General features: G+C 72.8%; 18 protein-coding genes. 14 read left to right on the top strand and 4 right to left on the bottom strand.

The window, feature by feature from the left end; translation table 11 throughout:
• The first annotated feature begins 165 nt into the window (after positions 1-165).
• Entirely contained in the window at positions 166-2,046 is a 1,881-nt protein-coding gene (glmS, locus tag LO772_RS13960; protein WP_231778734.1) for a glutamine--fructose-6-phosphate transaminase (isomerizing), read from the top strand.
• Positions 2,047-2,224: 178 nt separating this feature from the next.
• Entirely contained in the window at positions 2,225-2,779 is a 555-nt protein-coding gene (locus tag LO772_RS13955; RefSeq protein ID WP_231778733.1) for a GNAT family N-acetyltransferase, read from the top strand.
• A 38-nt stretch (positions 2,780-2,817) separates the two neighbouring features.
• Here LO772_RS13955 and LO772_RS13950 read toward each other — a convergent pair whose 3' ends face one another.
• Positions 2,818-3,381 carry a MarR family winged helix-turn-helix transcriptional regulator gene (locus LO772_RS13950; protein ID WP_231778732.1) on the bottom strand — a complete coding sequence of 188 codons (564 nt, stop codon included), beginning with the start codon at positions 3,379-3,381 and terminating at the stop codon, positions 2,818-2,820.
• A gap of 188 nt (positions 3,382-3,569) precedes the next feature.
• Between LO772_RS13950 and LO772_RS13945 the strand changes: the two genes are divergently transcribed.
• From LO772_RS13945 to tsaE, 7 genes are all read left to right on the top strand, one after another.
• Positions 3,570-4,835, top strand: a complete 1,266-nt coding sequence (locus LO772_RS13945; protein ID WP_231778731.1) for an EamA family transporter — start codon at positions 3,570-3,572, stop codon at positions 4,833-4,835.
• 683 nt (positions 4,836-5,518) lie between these two features.
• The gene (locus tag LO772_RS13940) at positions 5,519-5,899 is read left to right on the top strand and encodes a holo-ACP synthase (RefSeq protein WP_231778730.1); all 381 of its coding nucleotides are present in this window, start codon (positions 5,519-5,521) and stop codon (positions 5,897-5,899) included.
• 44 nt (positions 5,900-5,943) lie between these two features.
• Positions 5,944-6,828: a hypothetical protein gene (locus tag LO772_RS13935; RefSeq protein WP_231778729.1), complete on the top strand. Its 885-nt coding sequence runs from the start codon at positions 5,944-5,946 to the stop codon at positions 6,826-6,828.
• A 58-nt stretch (positions 6,829-6,886) separates the two neighbouring features.
• The gene (locus LO772_RS13930) at positions 6,887-8,359 is read left to right on the top strand and encodes an NAD(P)H-hydrate dehydratase (RefSeq protein ID WP_231779542.1); all 1,473 of its coding nucleotides are present in this window, start codon (positions 6,887-6,889) and stop codon (positions 8,357-8,359) included.
• Positions 8,360-8,543: 184 nt separating this feature from the next.
• A complete protein-coding gene (alr, locus tag LO772_RS13925; protein ID WP_231778728.1) occupies positions 8,544-9,668 on the top strand; it encodes an alanine racemase in 1,125 nt (374 codons plus the stop codon).
• Complete coding sequence (locus tag LO772_RS13920; protein WP_231778727.1) at positions 9,665-10,834, top strand: alpha/beta fold hydrolase; 1,170 nt, start codon at positions 9,665-9,667, stop codon at positions 10,832-10,834. The genes alr and LO772_RS13920 overlap by 4 nt, the downstream gene beginning before the upstream one ends.
• A 53-nt stretch (positions 10,835-10,887) precedes the next feature.
• The gene (gene tsaE, locus LO772_RS13915) at positions 10,888-11,460 is read left to right on the top strand and encodes a tRNA (adenosine(37)-N6)-threonylcarbamoyltransferase complex ATPase subunit type 1 TsaE (RefSeq protein WP_231778726.1); all 573 of its coding nucleotides are present in this window, start codon (positions 10,888-10,890) and stop codon (positions 11,458-11,460) included.
• Between the two features lie 18 nt (positions 11,461-11,478).
• Here the strand turns inward: tsaE and LO772_RS13910 are convergent, their stop codons facing one another.
• A complete protein-coding gene (locus LO772_RS13910) occupies positions 11,479-13,851 on the bottom strand; it encodes a transglycosylase domain-containing protein (RefSeq protein ID WP_231778725.1) in 2,373 nt (790 codons plus the stop codon).
• Between the two features lie 192 nt (positions 13,852-14,043).
• Complete coding sequence (locus tag LO772_RS13905) at positions 14,044-14,688, bottom strand: hypothetical protein (protein ID WP_231778724.1); 645 nt, start codon at positions 14,686-14,688, stop codon at positions 14,044-14,046.
• A 174-nt stretch (positions 14,689-14,862) separates the two neighbouring features.
• Here LO772_RS13905 and tsaB point away from each other — a divergent pair, with 174 nt between their 5' ends.
• The 3 genes from tsaB (at position 14,863) to LO772_RS13890 (ending at position 16,623) form a co-directional block, all read left to right on the top strand.
• Positions 14,863-15,516: a tRNA (adenosine(37)-N6)-threonylcarbamoyltransferase complex dimerization subunit type 1 TsaB gene (tsaB, locus tag LO772_RS13900; protein WP_231778723.1), complete on the top strand. Its 654-nt coding sequence runs from the start codon at positions 14,863-14,865 to the stop codon at positions 15,514-15,516.
• A gap of 337 nt (positions 15,517-15,853) precedes the next feature.
• Positions 15,854-16,360 (top strand): ribosomal protein S18-alanine N-acetyltransferase, encoded by a 507-nt coding sequence (gene rimI / locus LO772_RS13895; RefSeq protein WP_231778722.1) that lies wholly within the window; start codon positions 15,854-15,856, stop codon positions 16,358-16,360.
• Positions 16,357-16,623 (top strand): antibiotic biosynthesis monooxygenase family protein, encoded by a 267-nt coding sequence (locus LO772_RS13890; protein WP_231778721.1) that lies wholly within the window; start codon positions 16,357-16,359, stop codon positions 16,621-16,623. The genes rimI and LO772_RS13890 overlap by 4 nt, the downstream gene beginning before the upstream one ends.
• A 291-nt stretch (positions 16,624-16,914) precedes the next feature.
• Here the strand turns inward: LO772_RS13890 and LO772_RS13885 are convergent, their stop codons facing one another.
• A complete protein-coding gene (locus tag LO772_RS13885; protein WP_231778720.1) occupies positions 16,915-18,105 on the bottom strand; it encodes a class I SAM-dependent methyltransferase in 1,191 nt (396 codons plus the stop codon).
• A 312-nt stretch (positions 18,106-18,417) separates the two neighbouring features.
• Here LO772_RS13885 and groES point away from each other — a divergent pair, with 312 nt between their 5' ends.
• Entirely contained in the window at positions 18,418-18,726 is a 309-nt protein-coding gene (gene groES / locus LO772_RS13880; RefSeq protein ID WP_231778719.1) for a co-chaperone GroES, read from the top strand.
• 125 nt (positions 18,727-18,851) lie between these two features.
• A complete protein-coding gene (gene groL, locus LO772_RS13875; RefSeq protein ID WP_231778718.1) occupies positions 18,852-20,483 on the top strand; it encodes a chaperonin GroEL in 1,632 nt (543 codons plus the stop codon).
• Positions 20,484-20,569: the final 86 nt, after the last annotated feature.

The raw sequence follows: 20,569 nt of genomic DNA, 5'->3' as shown, positions 1-20,569 counted from the left end.
CGCCCGTTCGGACCGTTCGGACTCGAACATGTGTGCCGGTTTCGTGCCGGTCGTGTCCCGGTCCCGGGTCGCGTTCCGGCGTGGCTTCGGCCGCACCCCGTAGGCTGGCCTCCAAGTGCGGCGTCGGGGGAAGAACCCCGCAACCCCCACGGAAAGGACCAATCTGTGTGCGGGATTGTCGGATACGTAGGTGACAAGTCGGCGCTCGACGTCGTCATGGAGGGTCTGCGCCGCCTCGAATACCGCGGTTACGACTCGGCCGGCGTCGCGGTCCTCACGGGCGGAGTCGACGACCGCCCGAACTCCGGGGGCGGAGGCCTGGTCAGCGACAAGCGCGCGGGCAAGCTCGCGAACCTGGAGAAGGCGCTGATCGAGGCACCGCTGCCGGCCGGTCCCACGGCGATCGGGCACACCCGGTGGGCGACCCACGGCGCGCCGACCGACGTCAACGCGCACCCGCACCTCGACAACGCGGGCAAGGTCGCGGTGGTGCACAACGGCATCATCGAGAATTTCGCGGCGCTGCGGGCCGAGCTGGCCGAGCGGGGGCACACGCTGCACTCCGAGACCGACACCGAGGTCGTCTGCCACCTGCTCGCCGAGGAGTTCGCACCGGCGGGCGGCGACGCGGCCGAGGCGATGCGCCGGGTCTGCCGCCGTCTGGAGGGTGCGTTCACCCTGGTGGCGGTCCACGCGGACGCTCCGGATGTGGTGGTGGCCGCGCGCCGCAACTCGCCGCTGGTGGTGGGGCGCGGCGACGGGGAGAACTTCCTGGCGTCGGATGTCGCGGCGTTCATCGCGCACACGCGCGAGGCCGTGGAGCTGGGCCAGGACCAAGTGGTCGAGCTGCGCCGCGACTCCGTGACGATCACCGACTTCCTGGGCAATCCGGGCACGTTCCGCGAGTACCACGTCGACTGGGACGCGTCGGCCGCCGAGAAGGACGGCCACGACTACTTCATGCTCAAGGAGATCGCCGAGCAGCCGAAGGCGGTCGCGGACACGCTGCTGGGCCGGATCGGCACCGACGGGCGGCTGCGGCTGGACGAGGTGCGCATCCCCGACCAGGTGCTGCGCGAGATCGACAAGGTCGTCATCATCGCGTGCGGGACGTCGTACCACGCCGCGATGATCGCCAAGTACGCGATCGAGCACTGGACGCGGATGCCGTGCGAAGTGGAGCTGGCCAGCGAGTTCCGGTACCGCGACCCGATCCTGGACCGGCAGACGCTGGTGATAGCGATTTCGCAGTCCGGCGAGACGATGGACACCCTGATGGCGCAGCGGCACGCGCGCGAGCAGGGGGCCAAGGTGCTGGCGATCTGCAATACGAACGGTTCGACGATGCCGCGCGAGGCCGACGCGGTGCTGTACACGCACGCGGGCCCCGAGGTCGCGGTGGCGTCGACGAAGGCGTTCCTGACGCAGCTTGTCGCGTGCTACCTGGTGGCCCTGTATCTCGGGCAGGTGCGCGGCACGAAGTGGGGCGACGAGATCACCGAGGTGATCGAGCAGCTCGCGGCGATGCCGGAGCAGGTGGAGCGGGTGCTCGACACCATGGAGCCGGTGCGGGATCTGGCCCGGTCGCTCAAGGACGCGACGTCGGTGCTGTTCCTCGGCCGCCACGTGGGTTTTCCGGTGGCGTTGGAGGGTGCGTTGAAGCTCAAGGAGCTGGCGTACATGCACGCGGAGGGGTTCGCGGCCGGTGAGCTGAAGCACGGGCCGATCGCGCTGATCGAGGACGGTCTGCCGGTGGTGGTCGTGGTGCCGTCGCCGCGCGGGCGCAGCGTGCTGCACGACAAGATCGTGTCGAACATCCAGGAGATCCGGGCGCGCGGCGCCAAGACGATCGTGATCGCCGAGGAGGGCGATACGGCCGTGCTGCCGTACGCGGACCACCTGGTGAGCATCCCGGCGACGCCGGTGCTGCTCCAGCCGCTGGTGGCGACGGTGCCGTTGCAGGTGTTCGCGTGCGAGCTGGCGACCGCGAAGGGCCACGAGGTGGACCAGCCGCGCAACCTGGCGAAGTCGGTGACGGTCGAGTGACGGGCGGATCGGGACGCGGGTACGGCGCCGGCCGCTGACCCGGGCTTCCGATCCGGAACCGAACCCCGACCGAACCAGACCGGATGCGACCGGCCCGGACCGTGCAAGACCGGACCGGGCCGCACCGGCCGCGAAACCAGGCGTTGATCAGGCACTGATGGCACGGAGCCGGCTCGATGTGGAGCTCGTGGACATCGGCCTCCCGGACGGCGCCTCCGGTGGGGACGCGGAACCGGTGCCGGGGCCGGCCGCCTCCTGCGAGCCGAGGATCGCCCGGTTGCGGGCCGAGGTGTCGGCGCTGGCGCCGCGTGCGGAGCAACTGCGGTTCTCCGGCCGGGCCTCCGCGACGCTGCCGGTGGCCGACCTCGATCCGTTCCGGACGCCGTACGCGGTCGTCCACGACGGCCACGCGGTGGGCTTCGGCGTGCTGGACGTGCGCGGGTATCCGGACGAGGTCGCCGGGGAGCCGCTGCCGGCCGTGGTGCTGCGGTCCTTCTACATCGGCGCGCGTTGGCAGGGCCGCGGCCTCGGCGGTGCGGCCATCCGCGAACTCCCGCGCGTCGCGGCCAAGTTGGCGCCGGACGCCGGGGTGCTGCTGCTGACGGTGAACGTGCGCAACGCGGGTGCCGTACGGGCCTACCTCGCCGGCGGGTTCGTCGACGAGGGGCGCCTGTACATGGGTGGCGACGCGGGGCCGCAGCATGTGCTGCGCCACGAACTCGGCCGTACCTGAAGGATTTTCGTTGCCAGGGGCTTTCGGGGGCTTGTGGGTCAGGCCTGCGCCGGAGGGGGTGTGGGGCCTTCCCGGGAGATGAGCAACTTGCGCAGCAGGTCGCTGAGTTGCCGCTGCTCGTCGTCGTCGAGCGCGGCCAGCAGCCGTGCCTCGTTCGCCACGTGCCCGGGGAGGATGCGGTCGACGAGTTCCCTGCCCTGCTGGGTCAGGCGGATCAGCACCGCCCGGCGGTCGTCCGCGCACGGCCGGCGTTCGACGAGCCCTTTGCCGGAGAGTTTGTCGACGCGGTTGGTGATCGCACCGGAGGTGACCATCGCGGACTTCAGCAGCGCGCGGGCGTTGAGTTCGTACGGTTCACCCGCACGGCGCAGCGTGGCGAGGACGTCGAACTCGGAGACGTCGAGGCCGTGCGCGGCGAAGTATTCGCGCAGGCCGGCCTCGATATGCGCGTGAAAGCGGTTGTGGCGTCCGATGAGGGACATCGCGGTCGTGTTGATCTCCGGACGCTCGCGCTGCCACTGATCGGCGATATGGTCGACGGCGTCGCGTTCGCGTGCGGTGTGCCCGGCGGTGTCGGGCTCCGTGCCTCGGCGTTCGCGCATGGTGGTTCCCCCTTAGCCGGTCGGCGTCGGTGCCGACCTCTCGTGTTGCCGGCGGTCGCGTACATATCTCAGCGTTAACAAGCTTGACGTTCGCATACTCCCGTGTCCATCATATCTTAACGTTCATCTAGTCAATGCTGAGTCGATGGACACTCGGTCCATGCCGACCCGACGCTGAGGGGTGTCCCATGACAGGCGTGATTGCGGTCTCGGGCGGCCGGCCGGCCAACCGTGCGCCCGCGCGCTTCGGCGTCGCGGCGGTGACGATGCTCGCGCCGGCCGCGTGGGGCACGACGTACCTCGTGACGACGGAACTGCTGCCCGAGGGGCGGCCGATGCTCCTCGCGGCGATGCGCGCGCTCCCCGCCGGCCTCCTGCTGCTCCTGCTGGGGCGCAAGCTGCCGCGCGGGAAGTGGTGGGGGCGGTCCGTGGTGCTCGGCATGCTCAACGTCGGCTTCTTCTTCCCGCTGCTGTTCGTCGGTGCGTACCGCCTGCCCGGCGGGGTCGCGGCGACCATCGGGGCCATCCAGCCGCTGCTGGTCATCGCGTTCTCCGCGCTGATCCTCGGCGCCCGCCCCTCGGTGCGCGCGGTGGTCTCCGGGCTCGTGGGAGTCGTCGGCGTCGCCCTGCTGGTGCTCAACGGCGGCGCGAAACTCGGCGGCGTCGGGGTCGCCGCGATGCTCGCCGCGATCGTGCTCATGTCCCTGGGCACCGTGCTCGCCCGCAAATGGGGCAAGCCGGACGGCGTCACGATGCTCGACCTGACCGCGTGGCAACTCACCGCGGCCGGGCTCTTCCTGGCCCCCCTGGCGCTCGTCACCGAGGGCGCACCTCCGGCGCTCACCGGGGAGAACTGGATCGGCTTCGCCTATCTCGGCCTGTTCGGCACCGCTCTCGCGTACGTCCTGTTCTTCCGCGGCATCGAAGTCCTCGGCGCCGGACCGGTCTCGTTCATGTCGCTGGTCAACCCGGCGGTCGCGACCCTCGGCGGCATCGTCGTGCTCGACCAGACGCTGACCCCATGGCAGATCTTCGGCCTCGTGCTGGCTCTGGGCGCGATGTTCGCCGGGCAGGCTCCCGCGCGGCCTCGCAAGAACGCGGTGGTGCGCGAGGGCGGCCCCGGGACGAGCCCGCGCAACCCGGCCCCTTTGGCCCTTCCGGCACAGACGCACGCGGACGGACAGCGGGCGTCGTTACCGGCTCTGTACGGGGCCGCGAGCGAATCCGCCCTTCCCGTACCGGTCGCGGGGGCGGCGGCGGTGCCGGGTCGGCCGGGCGCCCGGACCCGCAGGAACTGGTGGCACGGTGTCGGCCGATCCGCCGCCGTCCCCGGCAAACCCCCCGGCGGCCGACACGCCCGCCCACCGGCACGAATACCCGTACGAATATCCGTACCGGCCCTGCGCGTCCGCAGCCAGGGCCGCCACCGCCGCCCCCGCCGGTCGCGGTGGTGAGGAACCTCGGTTGCGAGGGTGACGAGCCGTCGATTCTGAGGGCAGAAGAACGAGCGGTGGCCGACAGGCCCGCCGACCGGGGCGGATACCCGAGCGACTATCCGTGCTGGCCCTGTGTCCGCAGCCAGGGCCGCGACCCGCGCGCCCGCCGGTCGCGGTGGTGAGGAACCTCAGCCGTGATGGTGACGAGCCGTCGATTCTGAGGGCAGAAGAACGAGCGGCGGCTGACAGGCCCGCCGACCGGGGCGGATACCCGAGCGACTATCCGTGCTGGCCCTGTGTCCGCAGCCAGGGCCGCGACTCCCGTGCCCGCCGATCGCGGTGACGAGGAGCCTCAGTTGCGATGCTGACGAGACATCGACCCTGAGCGCAGACGAACGAACGGTGGCTGACAGGCCCGTCGAAAGGGGCGGATACCCGTCCGAATATTCGCGCCCGCCCTATGCGTCCGCCGCCAAGGCCGCTGCCGCCGCCCCGTCGGTCGCGATGGTGACGAGCTTCAGCCGTGGTGGTGACCCGTCGCCGACGCCGAGAGCAGGCGAACGAGCGACGGCCGACAACGAGCGGCGACCGACATGAGCGGTGAAGCGGTCGAGTGCTTCACCGCGCACGACAGACGACGAACACCGCCCCCGCCTTTAGCGTCGTGCGCCCCGCGCATCGGCCGGACCCCGCCCCGTGCCATGCTGGCCCCCGTGATCGTGGGTGTGGGCATCGACGTCGCGGACATCGCGCGTTTCGCGCGATCGCTGGAGCGCACTCCTGGGCTCGCCGATCGGCTGTTCACCGAGGCCGAGCGCTACGTGCGTCCCGGTCAGGAGCGCGGTATCGCCTCGCTCGCGGCGCGTTTCGCGGCGAAGGAGGCACTGGCGAAAGCCCTCGGCGCGCCCGGTGGGCTGCTGTGGCAGGACGCGGAGGTGCGCACGGAGGACTCGGGTCGGCCCGTCCTCACCGTGCGCGGAACCGTCGCGGCGCGAGCCGACGAACTCGGTGTGACCGGCTGGCACGTGTCCTTGAGCCACGACGCGGGCATCGCCTCCGCCGTCGTGATCGCCGAAAGCTAGCCCACCGCGGAACCGCTGGGCCGGGGAGGGCGTCTCGCCTCCGCGTGCTCCGCGTGCTCCGCGTGCTCCGCGTGCTCCGCGTGCTCCGCGTGCTCCGCGTGCTCCGCGTGCTCCGCGTGCTCCGCGTGCTCCGCGTGCTCCGCGTGCTCCGCGTGCTCCGCGTGCTCCGCGTGCTCCGCGTGCTCCGCGTGCTCCGCGTGCTCCGCGTGCTCCGCGTGCTCCGCGTGCTCCGCGTGCTCCGCGTGCTCCGCGTGCTCCGCGTGCTCCGCGTGCTCCGCGTGCTCCGCGTGCTCCGCGTGCTCCGCGTGCTCCGCGTGCTCCGCGTGCTCCGCGTGCTCCGCGTGCTCCGCGTGCTCCGCGTGCTCCGCGTGCTCCGCGTGCTCCGCGTGCTCCGCGTGCTCCGCGTGCTCCGCGTGCTCCGCGTGCTCCGCGTGCTCCGCGTGCTCCGCGTGCTCCGCGTGCTCCGCGTGCTCCGCGTGCTCCGCGTGCTCCGCGTGCTCCGCGTGCTCCGCGTGCTCCGCGTGCTCCGCGTGCTCCGCGTGCTCCGCGTGCTCCGCGTGCTCCGCGTGCTCCGCGTGCTCCGCGTGCTCCGGCGAGCGGAGGAGCCCTGTGAGCAGACGGGCCCACTACATCGCTTGACGAAAACGAACGCCCCCACGCGCCCGGCCCTTCCGTTCCCCCGCTCCCGTCCCGCCCGACCCTTCCATACCTCGGGAACGTCGGCCGGGCGCCGATCGTGCCCGACACGCCCCCTGGCCACACGAAATGACGTAGACCCCGCCGCGTTCGAGTCGTCGTGTTCGACTCGGGCCACGAGCGGTCCCACCATCGGTCGGTTTGCGAGTGCGACGGCCCGCCGCCGACCGTCGGCGGCCACCGGGACCGTAACGTGGCCGGACGCCGCAGACCGCCGTCCCGCGGTCGGGTGACCGATCCGACGAACATCGCACACCCACCCGGTGTCAGGCCAGAAGGGCGATGAGTTCCGTGCGCGAGGCCCACAGCGTCGAACAGGTTCGGGCGGCCGAGGCCGCGCTCATGGCCGTGTTGCCGGACGGAGCGCTCATGCGCCGCGCCGCCGCCGGGCTGGCCGCCACGTGCGCGGGCCTCGTGGCCCGGGTGTACGGCACCAGGACCGTCCTGCTGGTCGGCAGCGGCGACAACGGCGGCGACGCGCTGTACGCCGGAGCCCGGCTGGCCCGGCGCGGAGCCCGCGTGGACGCCCTCCTGCTGAGCCCCGCGCGCGCCCACGCCGCCGGGCTGGAGGCCCTGCGCGGCGCCGGCGGCCGGTGCCTCCCCGCCGACGCCCCCGGCTTCCTGACGGATGCTCAGGACCTGGTCGGCGCAGCGGACTTGGTCATCGACGGCATCGTCGGCATCGGCGGCCGAGGTGCCCTCCGCGCCCCCGCCGACCTTCTCGCGGAGGCGGCCGAAGCCTCCCGCGCGGTCGTGGTCGCCGTCGACCTGCCCAGCGGCGTCGACGCGGACACGGGCGCGGTTCCCGGCGCCGCCGTACGCGCCGACGTGACGGTCACCTTCGGCACCCACAAGCCCGGCCTGCTCGTCGACCCCGGGGCGTCATACGCGGGTGTGGTGACGCTGGTCGACATCGGCCTGGAGCCGCCCGCGCCCGTCCTGCGTGCCGTGCAACACGCCGACGTGGCAAGGCTGTTGCCCCGCCCCGCGCGGGAATCCGACAAGTACGCGCGGGGCGTCCTGGGCCTGGTGGTCGGTTCGGAGCGCTATCCCGGCGCGGCCGTGCTCGCCGCCGGTGCCGCGTTGCGCGGCGGTGCGGGCGCGCTGCGCTACCTCGGTCCGCGCGCGGTCGGCGAGACGGTGCTGCGGGCCCATCCCGAGGTGATGGTCGGCGCGGGGCGGGTGCAGGCGTACGCGGTGGGTTCGGGGCTCGACACGGGCGAAGAGGCGCGGGAGCGTTTCGCGGCGGTGCCGGGGGAGGGCGTCCCCGTGCTCGTCGACGCGGACGGGCTCACTCTTCTGGCTGAAATGGGCCCGAATTCCCTGAACGGTGTTCCGGGCGTGCTGCTCACCCCGCACGCCGGTGAGGCCGTACGCCTGTTCGAGGGCCTGGGGGCGCACACCACGCGCGACGAGGTCGAGGCGGAGCGGATCGGGCACGCGACCCGCCTGGCCGCCGCCTACCGCGCGACCGTGCTGCTCAAGGGCTCCACCACCGTCATCGCCGATCCGCGCGGCGAGGTCTGGGCCAATCCGACGGGCACCCCGTACCTCGCCACCGCGGGCAGCGGCGACGTCCTCACCGGGCTCACCGGCGCGCTGCTGGCCGCCGGCCGGACGCCCACCGAGGCCGCGGTCTGCGGCGCCTACCTGCACGGTCTGGCGGGCCGTCTCGCGTCGGCGGCCGGCACACCGTGCGCCGCGGGCGATGTCGCGGCGGCCCTTCCGGAGGCGTGGCGGGCGGTCCGCGGCTCGGGAGCGTGACCCGCGCCGCCTGCCCCCTTATGCCGCCGCGTCCCCGACGGCGCGACCGGTCGGGGCCTGCCACACTGGGAGTCCCGGTTGCGTACGGCACCGGGTGCCGTCCGGGCGTACGGCGTGACCGGGCCGGCCGGGGAACGGCCCGAGAGCACCGTACGACCGCCGAACGAAGGGGATCCTCCGTCCTATGCGTGCCGAAGCCCGGATCGACCTCGACGCGGTCCGGCACAACATCGCAGCGGTGCGTGACCGGGTCGGAGCCGCCGAGGTCATGGCGGTGGTGAAAGCCGACGGCTACGGACACGGCATGGTCGAGTGCGCCCGCGCCGCCCGCCGCGCCGGTGCCGCCTGGCTCGGCACCGCGCTCCCCGGTGAAGCTCTCGAATTGCGCCGGCAGGGCGTCGACGGGCGCGTGCTGACCTGGCTGTGGGTGCCGGGCGACCCCATCGCCGACGCGCTCGACGCGGACGTCGACATCTCGGTGAGCGGCCGGTGGGCCTTGGACGAGGTCGTCAGCGCCGCGCGCGAGGTCGGCGCGCCCGCGCGCGTGCACCTCAAGGCCGACACGGGTCTCGGCCGCAACGGCTGCCCGCCGTACGAGTGGGAGCCTTTGGTCGAGGCCGCGCTGAAGGCGCAGGCCGACGGTTGGGTGCGGGTGGTCGGCCTGTGGTCGCACTTCGCGTGTGCCGACGAGCCGGGCCATCCGTCGATCGCCGCGCAGCTCACCGCGTTTCGCGAGGCCGTCGCGCTGGCCGAGCGCAGGGGCGTCGCGCCCGAGGTGCGGCACATCGCCAACTCCCCGGCCGCGCTGCTGCTGCCCGAGGCGCATTTCGACCTGGTCCGCAGCGGTCTGGCGACGTACGGGCTGTCGCCGGTGCCGGACGTGCACGGCTCGCGTGAGCTGGGGTTGCGCCCGGTGATGACGCTCGCGGCGTCCGTCGCGTCGGTCAAGCGGGTCGCGGCCGGCCACGGTGTCAGCTACGGGCACACCTGGAAGGCCGCGCGGGAGACCAATCTCGCGCTGGTGCCTCTCGGGTATGCCGACGGTGTGCCCAGACACGCGAGCGACACGGGCCCGGTGTGGCTCGCGGGCGCGCGCCGCACGGTGGTGGGGCGGGTCGCGATGGACCAGTTCGTGGTGGACCTCGGCGACGACGCCGCCGAGGTCGGCGACGAGGTCGTGGTGTTCGGTCCGGGCGACGGCGGCGCGCCGACCGCGGAGGACTGGGCGCGTGCGGCGGGCACCATCGCGTACGAGATCGTCACGCGGATCGGGTCGCGCGTGCCGCGGGTGTACCAGGGGGCCCGATGAGCGATCCGATGGGTATGGGCGAGGCAGCCGGCCGCCGCGCCGGGTTCGCCGGCGTGTTCGGTGCCGCGGTCGGCGTGCTGGCGGTGGGTGCCGCCGCGGGCGTCGCGATCGAACGCATGACCGTGGGCCGCGTGCGGCGGCGTGCCGAGGTCGAGATGGACGCGATCGCCGAGTACGGCACGCTGCGCGGCGAGGCGCACATCGTCACCGCCGCGGACGGCATCGAGTTGTTCGCGGAGATCGATGGCGACCCGCACGCGCCGCTGACGGTGGTGCTGTGCCACGGCTACACGCTGAACATGGACTGCTGGCACTTCCAGCGCGCCGCGCTGCGGGACGGCTACCGCCTGGTGCTGTTCGACCAGCGTTCGCACGGCCGTTCGGGCCGGGGGGCGCCGGAGACGTCGACCATCGACCAGTTGGGCGACGACCTGTACGAGGTGCTGGACGAGCTGGCGCCGAATGGCCCGATCGTGCTGGTCGGGCACTCGATGGGCGGCATGACGATCATGGCGCTCGCCGACCGCCACCCCGAGTTGTTCGGCAAGCGCGTGGTGGGTGTCGGGCTGCTGAACACGTCGGCGGGGAAGTGGGCGACGGTGACGCTGGGCATCCCGGCCGCCGGGGCCCGGTTGGTGCACCGTGTCGCGCCGGGCGTGCTGCGGACGCTGGGCCGCCGGGCGTCGCTGGTGGAGGCGGGCCGCCGGGCGGCGCGTGACCTGGTGTACGCCTTCACCGAGCGGTACGCGTTCGCGTCCGATGTGGACCCGGTGATCGTGCGGTTCACTGACCGTATGATCTCGGCCACGCCGATCGACGTGATCGCCGAGTTCTTCCCGGCGTTCGAGACGCACGACAAGCTGGCGGCGCTGCCGGTGATCGACCGTGTCCCGTCGGTGGTGATCGGCGGCGGGGAGGACCTCATGACGCCCGCGTCGCACAGCGAGGCGATCCACGAGGCGCTCGCGGGGTCCGAGCTGGTCATCGTGCCCAGTTCCGGGCATCTGACCCCGCTCGAACACCCCGAGGTGGTCAATGCGGCGTTGCGCGGCCTTCTCGCGCGCGTCGCGGGCGCACCGGTCCGGCGTTCGGGTATCACGCGGGGGCAGCGGCGGAACGGTGCGTTCGGGCCCGACGGCGATGCGGGGCGCGGCGCGGCGGGGTGAGGCCGCCGGATCGACCGGACCGGCGGTGAGACGGGTACGAGCGGGAGCGGGAGATGGCAGGCGAGGCGGGACCGGGCGTGCGGGTGACGGTGGCGACGGGGGAGCGGATGCGCGACCTCGGGCGACGGCTCGCGGGGCTGCTGCGGGGCGGTGACCTGGTGGTGCTGTCCGGGGGTCTCGGTGCGGGCAAGACGACGCTGACGCAGGGGCTCGGTGCGGGGTTGGAGGTGCGCGGCGCCGTGACGTCGCCGACGTTCATGATCGCCCGGGTGCATCCGCCGACGGGTGACGGTCCGGCGCTGGTGCATGTCGACGCGTACCGTCTGGGGGCGTCGGCGAATGTCGCGGCGGAGGTCGACGATTTGGACCTCGACGCGTCGCTCGACGACTCGGTGACGGTGGTCGAGTGGGGCGAGGGTTCGGTGGAGGACCTTGCCGAGGACCGGCTCGTCATCGTCATCGAACGCGCCGGGGACGCCGGGGGGCCCGCGGATGGTGCCGACGACCCGTCCGGCGACGAGACGCGCACGGTGTCCTTCCGCACGGTGGGCGACCGCTGGGCGGGCATCGACCTGGGGGCCGCGCTGGGCGGCGCGGCGGACACGGTGACGGCGCGCGCGGACTGACCGACGCGGGCCCGGCCGCTACCGGGGCGCGGTGTCCCCGGTTCCGGTCGCCCCGCCGGTCGCGCCGCCTCCTCCGTCGCCTCCGCCGTCCGCGGGCGGTCGCGTGGTGGGCGTCGTCGCTCCTCCGCTGGTCCCGCCCGTCGGCGTGTCGGTCTCGCCGCCGGTGGGGCCGTCGCCGGCCGTGCCCTCGGGGGAGCCGGTGGGCGGCGTCGTGGTGCCGGTCTCCGAGGGCGTTCCGGACGACGGCGGCGCCGTGGTGCCGGGTGTCGTGCTCGGTGTCCGGTCCGGGCCGGTGGTCGGTGCCGAGCCGGTGTTGTCCGGGGTGGGCTGCCGGTCGGAGCCGGATGTGTCGGCGGGCACCTCGAAGCCGACGACGGGTTGCCCGGCCAGTGCGGTCTTCATGTAGGCGGTCCACATGCGGGTGGGCAGGTTGCCGCCGTCCATGCGCGGCAGGCCGCCGGTGCCGAACATCTCCTCGAACGCGTCGGTGGCCGGGTTCTGCCGGAACATGCCGATGGCGGTGGACAGTTGCGGCGTGTAGCCGACGAACCACGCGGATTTGTCGCCGTCCGTCGTGCCCGTCTTGCCCGCCGCGGGGCGGTCGAGTGCCTTGGCGCGTGTGCCGGTGCCGGATTCGACGACCGACTGCAGCACCTGGTTGACGCTGTTCGCCTGTGCGGCGGTGTACGCCTGCTCCGTGTCGTGCCCGGGCAGCCCTATGTCGTCGCCGTTCCGGGTGAGCTTCTCGACCGAGTACGCGTCGATGTGGTCGCCCTCGCCCGCGAAGGTCGCGTACGCGCCGGCCATGTCGAGGGCGCTCGGTGTCGCGGTGCCCAGGGACACGGCGGGGTCGGGCTGGAGCCCGGGGGTGTCGGGGGAGAGGCCGGCGCGCACGGCGTCGGCGACCACCTTGTCCGGGCCGACGTCCACGCCGAGTTGGGCGTAGACGGTGTTGGCGGAGACGTCCATCGCCCGGGAGAGGGAGATCGTGCCGAAGCTGCGGCCGTCCTCGTTGCCCGGCCGCCACGGTTTTCCGCCGTTCAGCACGGGCTTGCCGTTCGGTTGCGTGATGACGACGTCGTCGTCGCCGTCGTAGCGTGTCTGCGGTGTGACGGGGGTGCGCTTCCTGCCGTCCTGCACGCCCTCGCGCAGTGCGGCGGCCAGCACGAACGGCTTGAACGTCGAGCCCACCTGGACGTCGCGGCGCGTGGCGTCGCTCACGAACTGGTCCAGGTAGTTCGGCCCGCCGTAGATGGCGACGATGCGGCCGGTCGCGACGTCGACCGAGGCCCCGCCGACGCGGACGCCGACGTCTTCCGGGCGCTTGGCCGGGTCGAGGTTGTCGGCCAGGGTGGTGCGCACCGTGTCGTACAGGGCCTGGGTCCTGGCCTTGTCGAAGGTCGTGGTGATCGTGTAGCCGCCGGCGGCGAGTTGCTGCTCGGTGACCACGTCGTGGTCGAGCAGGTACTGCTTGGCCGTCTCGACGAGGTAGCCGTTCATGCCCGCGAGGCCGGGCTCCTTCTCGGGGTCGAGTGGTTCGGGGAACACCATCGCGGCGCGCCGGTCGGCGGGCAGCCACTTGGAGTCGACCATGCCGTCGAGGACGTAGTTCCACCGTGCGAGGGCGTTGGCGCGTCCGCGGTCGGTGGTGTCCTTGACGTCGTAGACGCCCGGCGCGTTGATCAGCGCGGCGAGGTAGGCGCCTTGTTCGACGGTGAGTTGCGACGCGTCGACGCCGTAGTAGGCGTGTGCGGCGGCCTGGACGCCGTAGGCTCCGCGGCCGAAGTAGACCGTGTTCAGGTAGCCCTCAAGGATGTTGTCTTTCGACTCGGTGCGATCCATCTTGACCGCGATGATCGCTTCCTTGACCTTCCGCGAGACGGTCTGCTCCTGCGTGAGGTACAGGTTCTTCACGTATTGCTGGGTGATCGTCGAGCCGCCCTGAAGCGAGGAGCCGCCGCTGGTCACCGAGGTGACCAGCCCGCGGATCGTGCCGGTCAGCGAGATGCCGCCGTCGCTGTAGAAGCTGCGGTTCTCCGCGGAGAGGAAGGCCTGCTGGACCGGCTTCGGCACCGACGACAGCGGCACGTTCTGCCGGTTGGTCGACCCCGTGCGCGCGATCTCGCTGCCGTCGCTCCACTGCCAGATGTTGCTCTGCTGCGTCGCGTCGGCGTTGGCCCGTGACGGTATCGGCGTGATCGCGTACACCACCCCGACCCCGAGGAACGCCAGGCCCAGCACGAACAGGAACGCCGTGAGGAAGTGCTTGAACGACGGGATCCAGCGCCGGAAGCGCGGCTTCCCGGCCCGCGGGTAGTCGACGAGGCGCCGCCGCGCGACCGCCGCCGCACCGACCGCGGGCGCGCCCGGCGCCCGGTTCCGCTCCGCCACCGCGCCACCACTTCCGCCGTACGACCTGCCGGTTCCGATCTGTAGGCGATGGTATGTCGGCAATTGCGGTGCGGTGCCCGAACGCTCCTCGAACGCGTGTCCGGAAAACCGGGTGCGACCAGGACGCCGGCCGCCCCGCACACCGCGCGGACCCGGATCGCGAGAGTTACCTCACAAGCGCGCCGGACCGGCTCACTGCACGACGATCACCGGCGACCCGATGTCCGTGAACTCGAACATCGCGCGGCCGTCGCCCGCCGCCTCGCGCACCCCCGCGTTCTTCGGGACCTTCGAGCTCGGCCGCGTCGTCCCGGTCGCCTTGCCGGTCGCGGTGCCGCTCGGCACGGCCGACGGCGCGTACAGCTTGGCGACCTCCTCCAGGGACGTCTCGGTGCCGCTGAACCCGAGCGTGTAGCCGTTGGTCTTCCCGATGATCACGGTGTGCGAGATCGTCAGGCCGTCGCCCGCGCGCTGCGGCCCTTCGTTCTTGGTGTCGACGCGGTAGCTGCCGACCGGGATCGGCACGGTGCCGCCGACCACGCTGTACCAGCGCAGCACCTTCTCCTGGCCGCCCTCGACGTCGACCAGCCACACCATGCTCTGTCCGACCGAGTAGACGACCCGCTTGCCGCTGCCCGAGTTCGCCGGGACCGGCGGCGCCGTCGGGGTCGGCGGGGCCTCCGGCGTGCCGGACTGCGGCGCCTCGGGCGGCGCGGACGACGCGACCGCGCCCTGCCGGTCGTCCGGTGCGGAGTCCGCGGCCTTCCAGGCCAACGCCCCCACGCCGAGCAGCGCCGCGACGGTGATGCCCAAAACCGTCGTCCCCGGATTCGCCATGCTCTCGCCTCTCGGTGAACCGCGTGCCCCACAACGCGTGACCCCCGGCGCGCAAGTCGGGTGCGCCGCCGTGTCCTTCTCCCACATCGTGCCAGTACGCCGACCCCCGCGGTTGCCGCCGGGTGTTCCGTCGACCGTGCGAGGGGTCCGGTGCCGCCGGGATAGCCTGGCGCGGTGCTTCTGCTCGCATTCGACACCGCCACCCCCGCCGTGACCGTCGCGCTGCACGACGGAACGCGCGTCCTGTCCGCGCGCACCCGCGTCGACGCGCGCCGGCACGGGGAGCTTCTGGTGCCCGGCATCGTCGCCGTGCTCGACGAGGCGGGCCGCAGCCGCGCCGACCTGACCGACATCGCGGTCGGTGTCGGCCCCGGGCCCTACACGGGCCTGCGGGTGGGCCTGATGACGGCCCGCGCGCTGGGCGACGCGCTCGGCGTCCCCGTGCACGGCGTGTGCACGCTGGACGCGCTCGCGTACGGCGCCGCGCGGACCGGCCCCTTCGTCGCGGCGACCGACGCGCGGCGCAAGGAGGTCTACTGGGCGCGGTACGCCGACGCCCGCACCCGCACCGAGGGCCCGTCGGTGAACCGCGCCGCCGACATCGCCGCCTCCGTCGCGCAGCTGCCCGCGATCGGCGCGGGGGCCGCGCTCTACCCCGAGTCCTTCGCCTCCGTGCACGAGCCCGACCACGTCGACGCCGCCGCGTTGGCCGCGCTCGCCGCCGAGCGCCTGGCCCACGGCGGCGAACTCCTGCCCCCCGAGCCGTTGTACCTGCGCCGGCCGGACGCCAAGGTCCCGGCCAATTACAAGCCGGTCACGCCGAGATGACGACGCGTCGCCTCGGCCGCGGCGGAGCCGGAAGGGCCGGGCGCGCCGCGGCGTGATCTGAAGGCGCGTCGGAGACCGTCGGTCACAGGCGGCTGCCGGTCGATGGCCCGGCCGGGCGGGCCGAGAGTTGCCGGTGCTCGGCCGCATCCGGGCACCCGCGGGCCGTGCTCGCCCGCGGGGGAACGGATCGGACACACCGGCCCCGTCGTCGTCTTCGCGCGGAGAACCGGGTGCCGCGGACAGCGCGGCGTCATCCGCCGCCGCGAAGGCCCCGGCCCGGCGGGCCTGCTCCCTCTGGGCCCGGGGGGCGCCCGCGTGCCGGAAGTACACTCACCGCATGACGCCCGCCCCGACGCTCCGCACCCTGCGCTGGTGGGACATCGACGCGCTGCTCGCGCTCGAACACGACCTCTTCCCCGAGGACGCGTGGTCCCCGGGGATGTTCTGGTCCGAGCTGGCCGACCCCGAGACGCGGCACTACGTGGTCGCCGAGGACGCGTCCGGTGCTCTCGCGGGCTACGCGGGGCTCGCGTGCGTCCCCGGGGAGCCCGCCGACGTGCAGACCATCGGCGTGCGCCGCGACCAGTGGGGCGGCGGGCTCGGCGCCGCGCTGCTCACGGACCTCCTCGACGAGGCGCGGCGCCGCGGCTGCCGCCACGTCCTGCTCGAAGTGCGCGTCGACAACACGCGTGCGCAACGCCTTTACGAGCGCTTCGGATTCGAGCCGCTCGGCGTACGGCGCGGCTACTACCAGCCGGCCGACGTCGACGCCCTCGTGATGCGCCGCGACCTCACGGCCGACGTCCCGGCCGTCCCCGAGCCCGAGACAGGGAGGCCCGCATGACCGCCCGGACCACCGCGGCGATGTGGGAGGCCAAGGCCAATCCCGGCGGCGGCGACGCCCTGGTGGCCTGGGTCCGCACCGTCGCGCTGCCGTCCCTGGACGGCGCGCCCGGCCTGGAGCGCGTCGAGGTCTTCCGCAACGCCGAGAACCGCGTCGTCGTCATCAGCCTGTGGACGGGCGAGCCCTCCGGGCTGCCGGACCCGCCGACCCACCTCGTGGCCCGGCCGCCGCACATCTGGGACTTCGAACAAGTGCCGCGCTGAGCGCCCGCCCGGGCACGGGTACGGCGCCGCCCGCCACCGCGGCGCGCGAGAACGCGACCACCGCGACGGATCGGCGCCGCCCAGGGAGTGAAGGACTCGTCGCGGACCGCGCCCCGCCCCCGGCGAGGAGGCCTGATTCACAAGCCGGGAACGGGACACCCGCTTCATGGCGTCGCGCCGCCGCACGAGCCATGCCTTCAGACCATGAGTCTGCCCCGGCCGCCCCGGCCCTTACACCCGTAACGACATTCCCGTGCCCGCCGTGGCCGCGATGGTGTATGCGCCGGGTCCTCAGGACCGCGGCCCGTCGGGGCCGGTCACCGGCCGCCCGAGGAGCATCGCGGGCGCTCCCGCGACCCGCGTCAGGAACACCGTCGCCGCCTCCGGTCCGCTCGGCTTGACGCGCTTGCGCACGTCCTCCGGTGCGACGGCGGAGCCCCGCTTCTTCACCGTCAGCGTGCCGATGCCGCGCTCGCGGACGACCTCCTTGAGCTTCTTGAGGTTGAACGGCATCACATCGGTGAGTTCGTACGCGGCGGCGAACGGCGTCGGGACCAGCGCGTCGGCGGTGACGTACGCGATCGTCGGGTCGACCAGCGCGCCCCCGACGGCGTCCGCGACCTCGGCGACCAGGTGGGCGCGGATCACGGCGCCGTCCGGCTCGTACAGGTAGCGCCCCACCGGCCCGTCCGGCGCCTGCCGCACGCGCGCCGCCCCGATTGAGTCACCGCCGGGCAGCAGCGTCGCCCGCAACGGCTCCCCGGCGAGGCGCCCCCACCACAGCACGGCCTCCTTCACGTCACCCCCGTACGACACCCACTCCGCGCCCATGCCCGCGGGAACCGCCTCGTGGGGGATGCCGGGCGCGACCTTCGCGGCACCGCACGGCACCCGCGCGGCCAGCGCCTCCACGAACGACAAAGGCGGCGAGTACGCCTCCGGATCGAACACCCGGCCCCGTGCCGTACGCCGCGCCGGATCCACGAACACCGCGTCGAATCCGTCGAGTCCGACATCCCGCACATCCGCGCACCGCACCTCGACGCGATCCGCGACCCCCAGCGCCTCCGCGTTGGCCGCCGCGACCGCACACGTCAGCGGGTCCCGGTCCACCGCCACGACGCGCACCCCGGCGCGCGCCAACGCGACCGCGTCCGCGCCGATCCCGCAGCACAGGTCCGCGACGACGCGCACCCCGGCCGCCGCGACCCGCCGCGCCCGGTGCTCGGCCACCTCCGCCCGCGTCGCCTGCTCGACGCCCGCGGCCGTGAAGAACATCCGCCCCGCGTCACGCCCGAACTTCACGCGCCCCCGCTGCCGCAACCGCGCCTGCCCCAACGCCGCCGCGACCACCCCCGGCTCATGCTCCCGCCGCAACCGCGTGGCCCACGCCAACTCCTCCGCGGCGTCGAAGTCGGCCAGCACAGCAAGCAGTTCGCGCCCCTCGGGCGTCAGCAGCCGAGAGAAGTCCGAAGTATCCACACCCCATTGTCGACCGCCCCCGCACCCCGCCCGACCCCCGCGACCGACGAACCGCTTTTCCCCGACCACGGCCCGGCAACGGCCCGGAACCCCCGTTCAGGAAGAGGCCGGAGCCCCCTCCCAACCCGCCACGAGGAAACCGCCATTGGCACTCTAGTTGACGGAGTGCTAAGCGAACCTTAGGGTCTGACATTGGCACTCTCCCTATGAGTGTGCCAACGCGACGGGCAGGTCCGGCACCCGCGACGACGGGCTTACCTGGTCGCCACCTGACAATTACCCCGTGAGATCTCCGAAGGGGGAGGTCGGATCGTGACGACCGCCAGCACCAAGGTTGCCATCAAGCCGCTTGAGGACCGCATCGTGGTCCAGACGCTCGAAGCCGAGCAGACGACGGCTTCGGGCCTGGTCATTCCGGACACGGCGAAGGAGAAGCCCCAGGAGGGCGTCGTCCTCGCCGTGGGCCCCGGCCGGTTCGAGGACGGCAACCGCCTGCCGCTCGACGTGAAGGTCGGCGACGTTGTCCTGTACAGCAAGTACGGCGGCACCGAGGTGAAGTACAACGGCGAGGAGTACCTCGTCCTCTCGGCGCGCGACGTTCTCGCGATCATCGAGAAGTGACATCGCGGTAACGCGCGAAAGTCATCGACCCGCCCCGGGCACCCCCACTGGGGCGCCCGGGGCGGTGTCGTCGTCGCGCCGACCCGAAGCAACCGAGGGCGAAGGAAACAGAGGACTCACATCCCATGGCCAAGATTCTGCAGTTCGACGAGCATGCCCGCCGTTCGCTGGAGCGCGGCGTCAACGCGCTCGCGGACGCGGTCAAGGTGACCATCGGCCCCAAGGGCCGCAACGTCGTCATCGACAAGAAGTTCGGTGCGCCGACCATCACGAACGACGGCGTGACGATCGCCCGTGAGGTCGAGCTGGACGACCCGTACGAAAACCTCGGCGCGCAACTCGCGAAGGAGGTGGCGACCAAGACCAACGACATCGCGGGCGACGGCACCACCACCGCGACGGTGCTCGCGCAGGCGCTGGTCCGCGAGGGCCTGCGCAACGTCGCCGCCGGTGCGGCGCCGATGGACCTGAAGAAGGGCATCGACGCGGCGGTCAAGGCCGTCTCGGACGAGCTGCTCGGCACCGCGCGCGCGATCGACGGCAAGGACGATATCGCCAACGTCGCCGCGCTGTCCGCGCAGGACCGCCAGATCGGCGAGCTGATCGCCGAGGCGATGGACAAGGTCGGCAAGGACGGCGTCATCACCGTCGAAGAGTCGAACACCATGGGCCTGGAGCTGGAGTTCACCGAGGGCCTGCAGTTCGACAAGGGCTACCTGTCGCCGTACATGGTCACCGACCAGGAGCGCATGGAAGCGGTCCTGGACGACCCGTACATCCTGATCAACCAGGGCAAGATCTCGGCGATCGCCGAGCTGCTGCCGATCCTGGAGAAGGTCATCCAGAACGGCGGCAACAAGCCGCTGCTGATCGTCGCCGAGGACATCGAGGGCGAGGCGCTGTCCACCCTCGTCGTCAACAAGATCCGCGGCACGTTCAACGCGGTCGCGGTCAAGGCCCCCGGCTTCGGCGACCGCCGCAAGGCGATGCTGGAGGACATGGCCATCCTGACCGGCGGCCAGGTCATCGCCCCCGAGGTCGGCCTGAAGCTGGACCAGGTCGGGCTCGAGGTCCTCGGCACCGCGCGCCGCGTCACGATCACCAAGGACGCCACCACGGTCGTCGACGGCGCGGGCGCCGCCGACCAGATCGCGGACCGCGTCCGGCAGATCAAGGCCGAGATCGAGAACACCGACTCCGACTGGGACCGCGAGAAGCTCCAGGAGCGCCTCGCGAAGCTGGCCGGCGGTGTGTGCGTGATCCGCGTGGGTGCGGCCACCGAGGTCGAGCTCAAGGAGAAGAAGCACCGCCTGGAGGACGCGGTCTCCGCGACCCGCGCGGCCATCGAGGAGGGCATCGTCGCGGGAGGCGGCGCCGCGCTCGTGCACGCGTCCGCGGTGCTCGCGGACAACCTCGGCCACACCGGCGACGTCGCGACCGGGGTGTCGGTCGTGCGCCGCGCGGCCGTCGAACCGCTGCGCTGGATCGCGGAGAACGCCGGCCTCGAGGGCTACGTCATCGTGAACAAGGTGCAGGAGCTGAAGGTCGGCCACGGCTACAACGCGGCCTCCGGCGAGTACGGCGACCTGCTCAAGGCCGGCGTCATCGACCCGGTCAAGGTCACGCGCTCCGCTCTGGAGAACGCGGCGTCCATCGCGTCGCTGCTGCTGACCACCGAGTCGCTGGTCGTCGAGAAGCCGGCCGAGCCGGAGCCGGCGGCGCACGGCCACAGCCACGGCCACGGGCACGCCCACTGAGCCAGGTCGACGATGCGGGGCCACCGACCGGTGCCGCGCTCGGCGACATGACGGCAGCGCGATCGGAGACCTGATCGTCGACGTTC

The organism is Yinghuangia sp. ASG 101 (assembly GCF_021165735.1).
Classification (GTDB): domain Bacteria; phylum Actinomycetota; class Actinomycetes; order Streptomycetales; family Streptomycetaceae; genus Yinghuangia.
The sequence above is the reverse complement of the archived record's forward strand: the minus strand, read 5'-3'. Positions and strand labels throughout refer to the sequence as shown.

What these genes read in the sequence shown, in the direction of transcription:
- LO772_RS13920 (WP_231778727.1), top strand. Translation starts at nt 9,665, where the DNA reads ATGAGCGATCCGATGGGTATGGGCGAGGCAGCCGGCCGCCGCGCCGGG.
- LO772_RS13945 (WP_231778731.1), top strand. Translation starts at nt 3,570, where the DNA reads ATGACAGGCGTGATTGCGGTCTCGGGCGGCCGGCCGGCCAACCGTGCG.
- LO772_RS13940 (WP_231778730.1), top strand. Translation starts at nt 5,519, where the DNA reads ATGCTGGCCCCCGTGATCGTGGGTGTGGGCATCGACGTCGCGGACATC.
- LO772_RS13890 (WP_231778721.1), top strand. Translation starts at nt 16,357, where the DNA reads ATGACCGCCCGGACCACCGCGGCGATGTGGGAGGCCAAGGCCAATCCC.
- LO772_RS13950 (WP_231778732.1), bottom strand. Translation starts at nt 3,381, where the DNA reads ATGCGCGAACGCCGAGGCACGGAGCCCGACACCGCCGGGCACACCGCA.
- rimI (WP_231778722.1), top strand. Translation starts at nt 15,854, where the DNA reads ATGACGCCCGCCCCGACGCTCCGCACCCTGCGCTGGTGGGACATCGAC.
- groL (WP_231778718.1), top strand. Translation starts at nt 18,852, where the DNA reads ATGGCCAAGATTCTGCAGTTCGACGAGCATGCCCGCCGTTCGCTGGAG.
- LO772_RS13905 (WP_231778724.1), bottom strand. Translation starts at nt 14,688, where the DNA reads ATGGCGAATCCGGGGACGACGGTTTTGGGCATCACCGTCGCGGCGCTG.
- alr (WP_231778728.1), top strand. Translation starts at nt 8,544, where the DNA reads ATGCGTGCCGAAGCCCGGATCGACCTCGACGCGGTCCGGCACAACATC.
- tsaE (WP_231778726.1), top strand. Translation starts at nt 10,888, where the DNA reads ATGGCAGGCGAGGCGGGACCGGGCGTGCGGGTGACGGTGGCGACGGGG.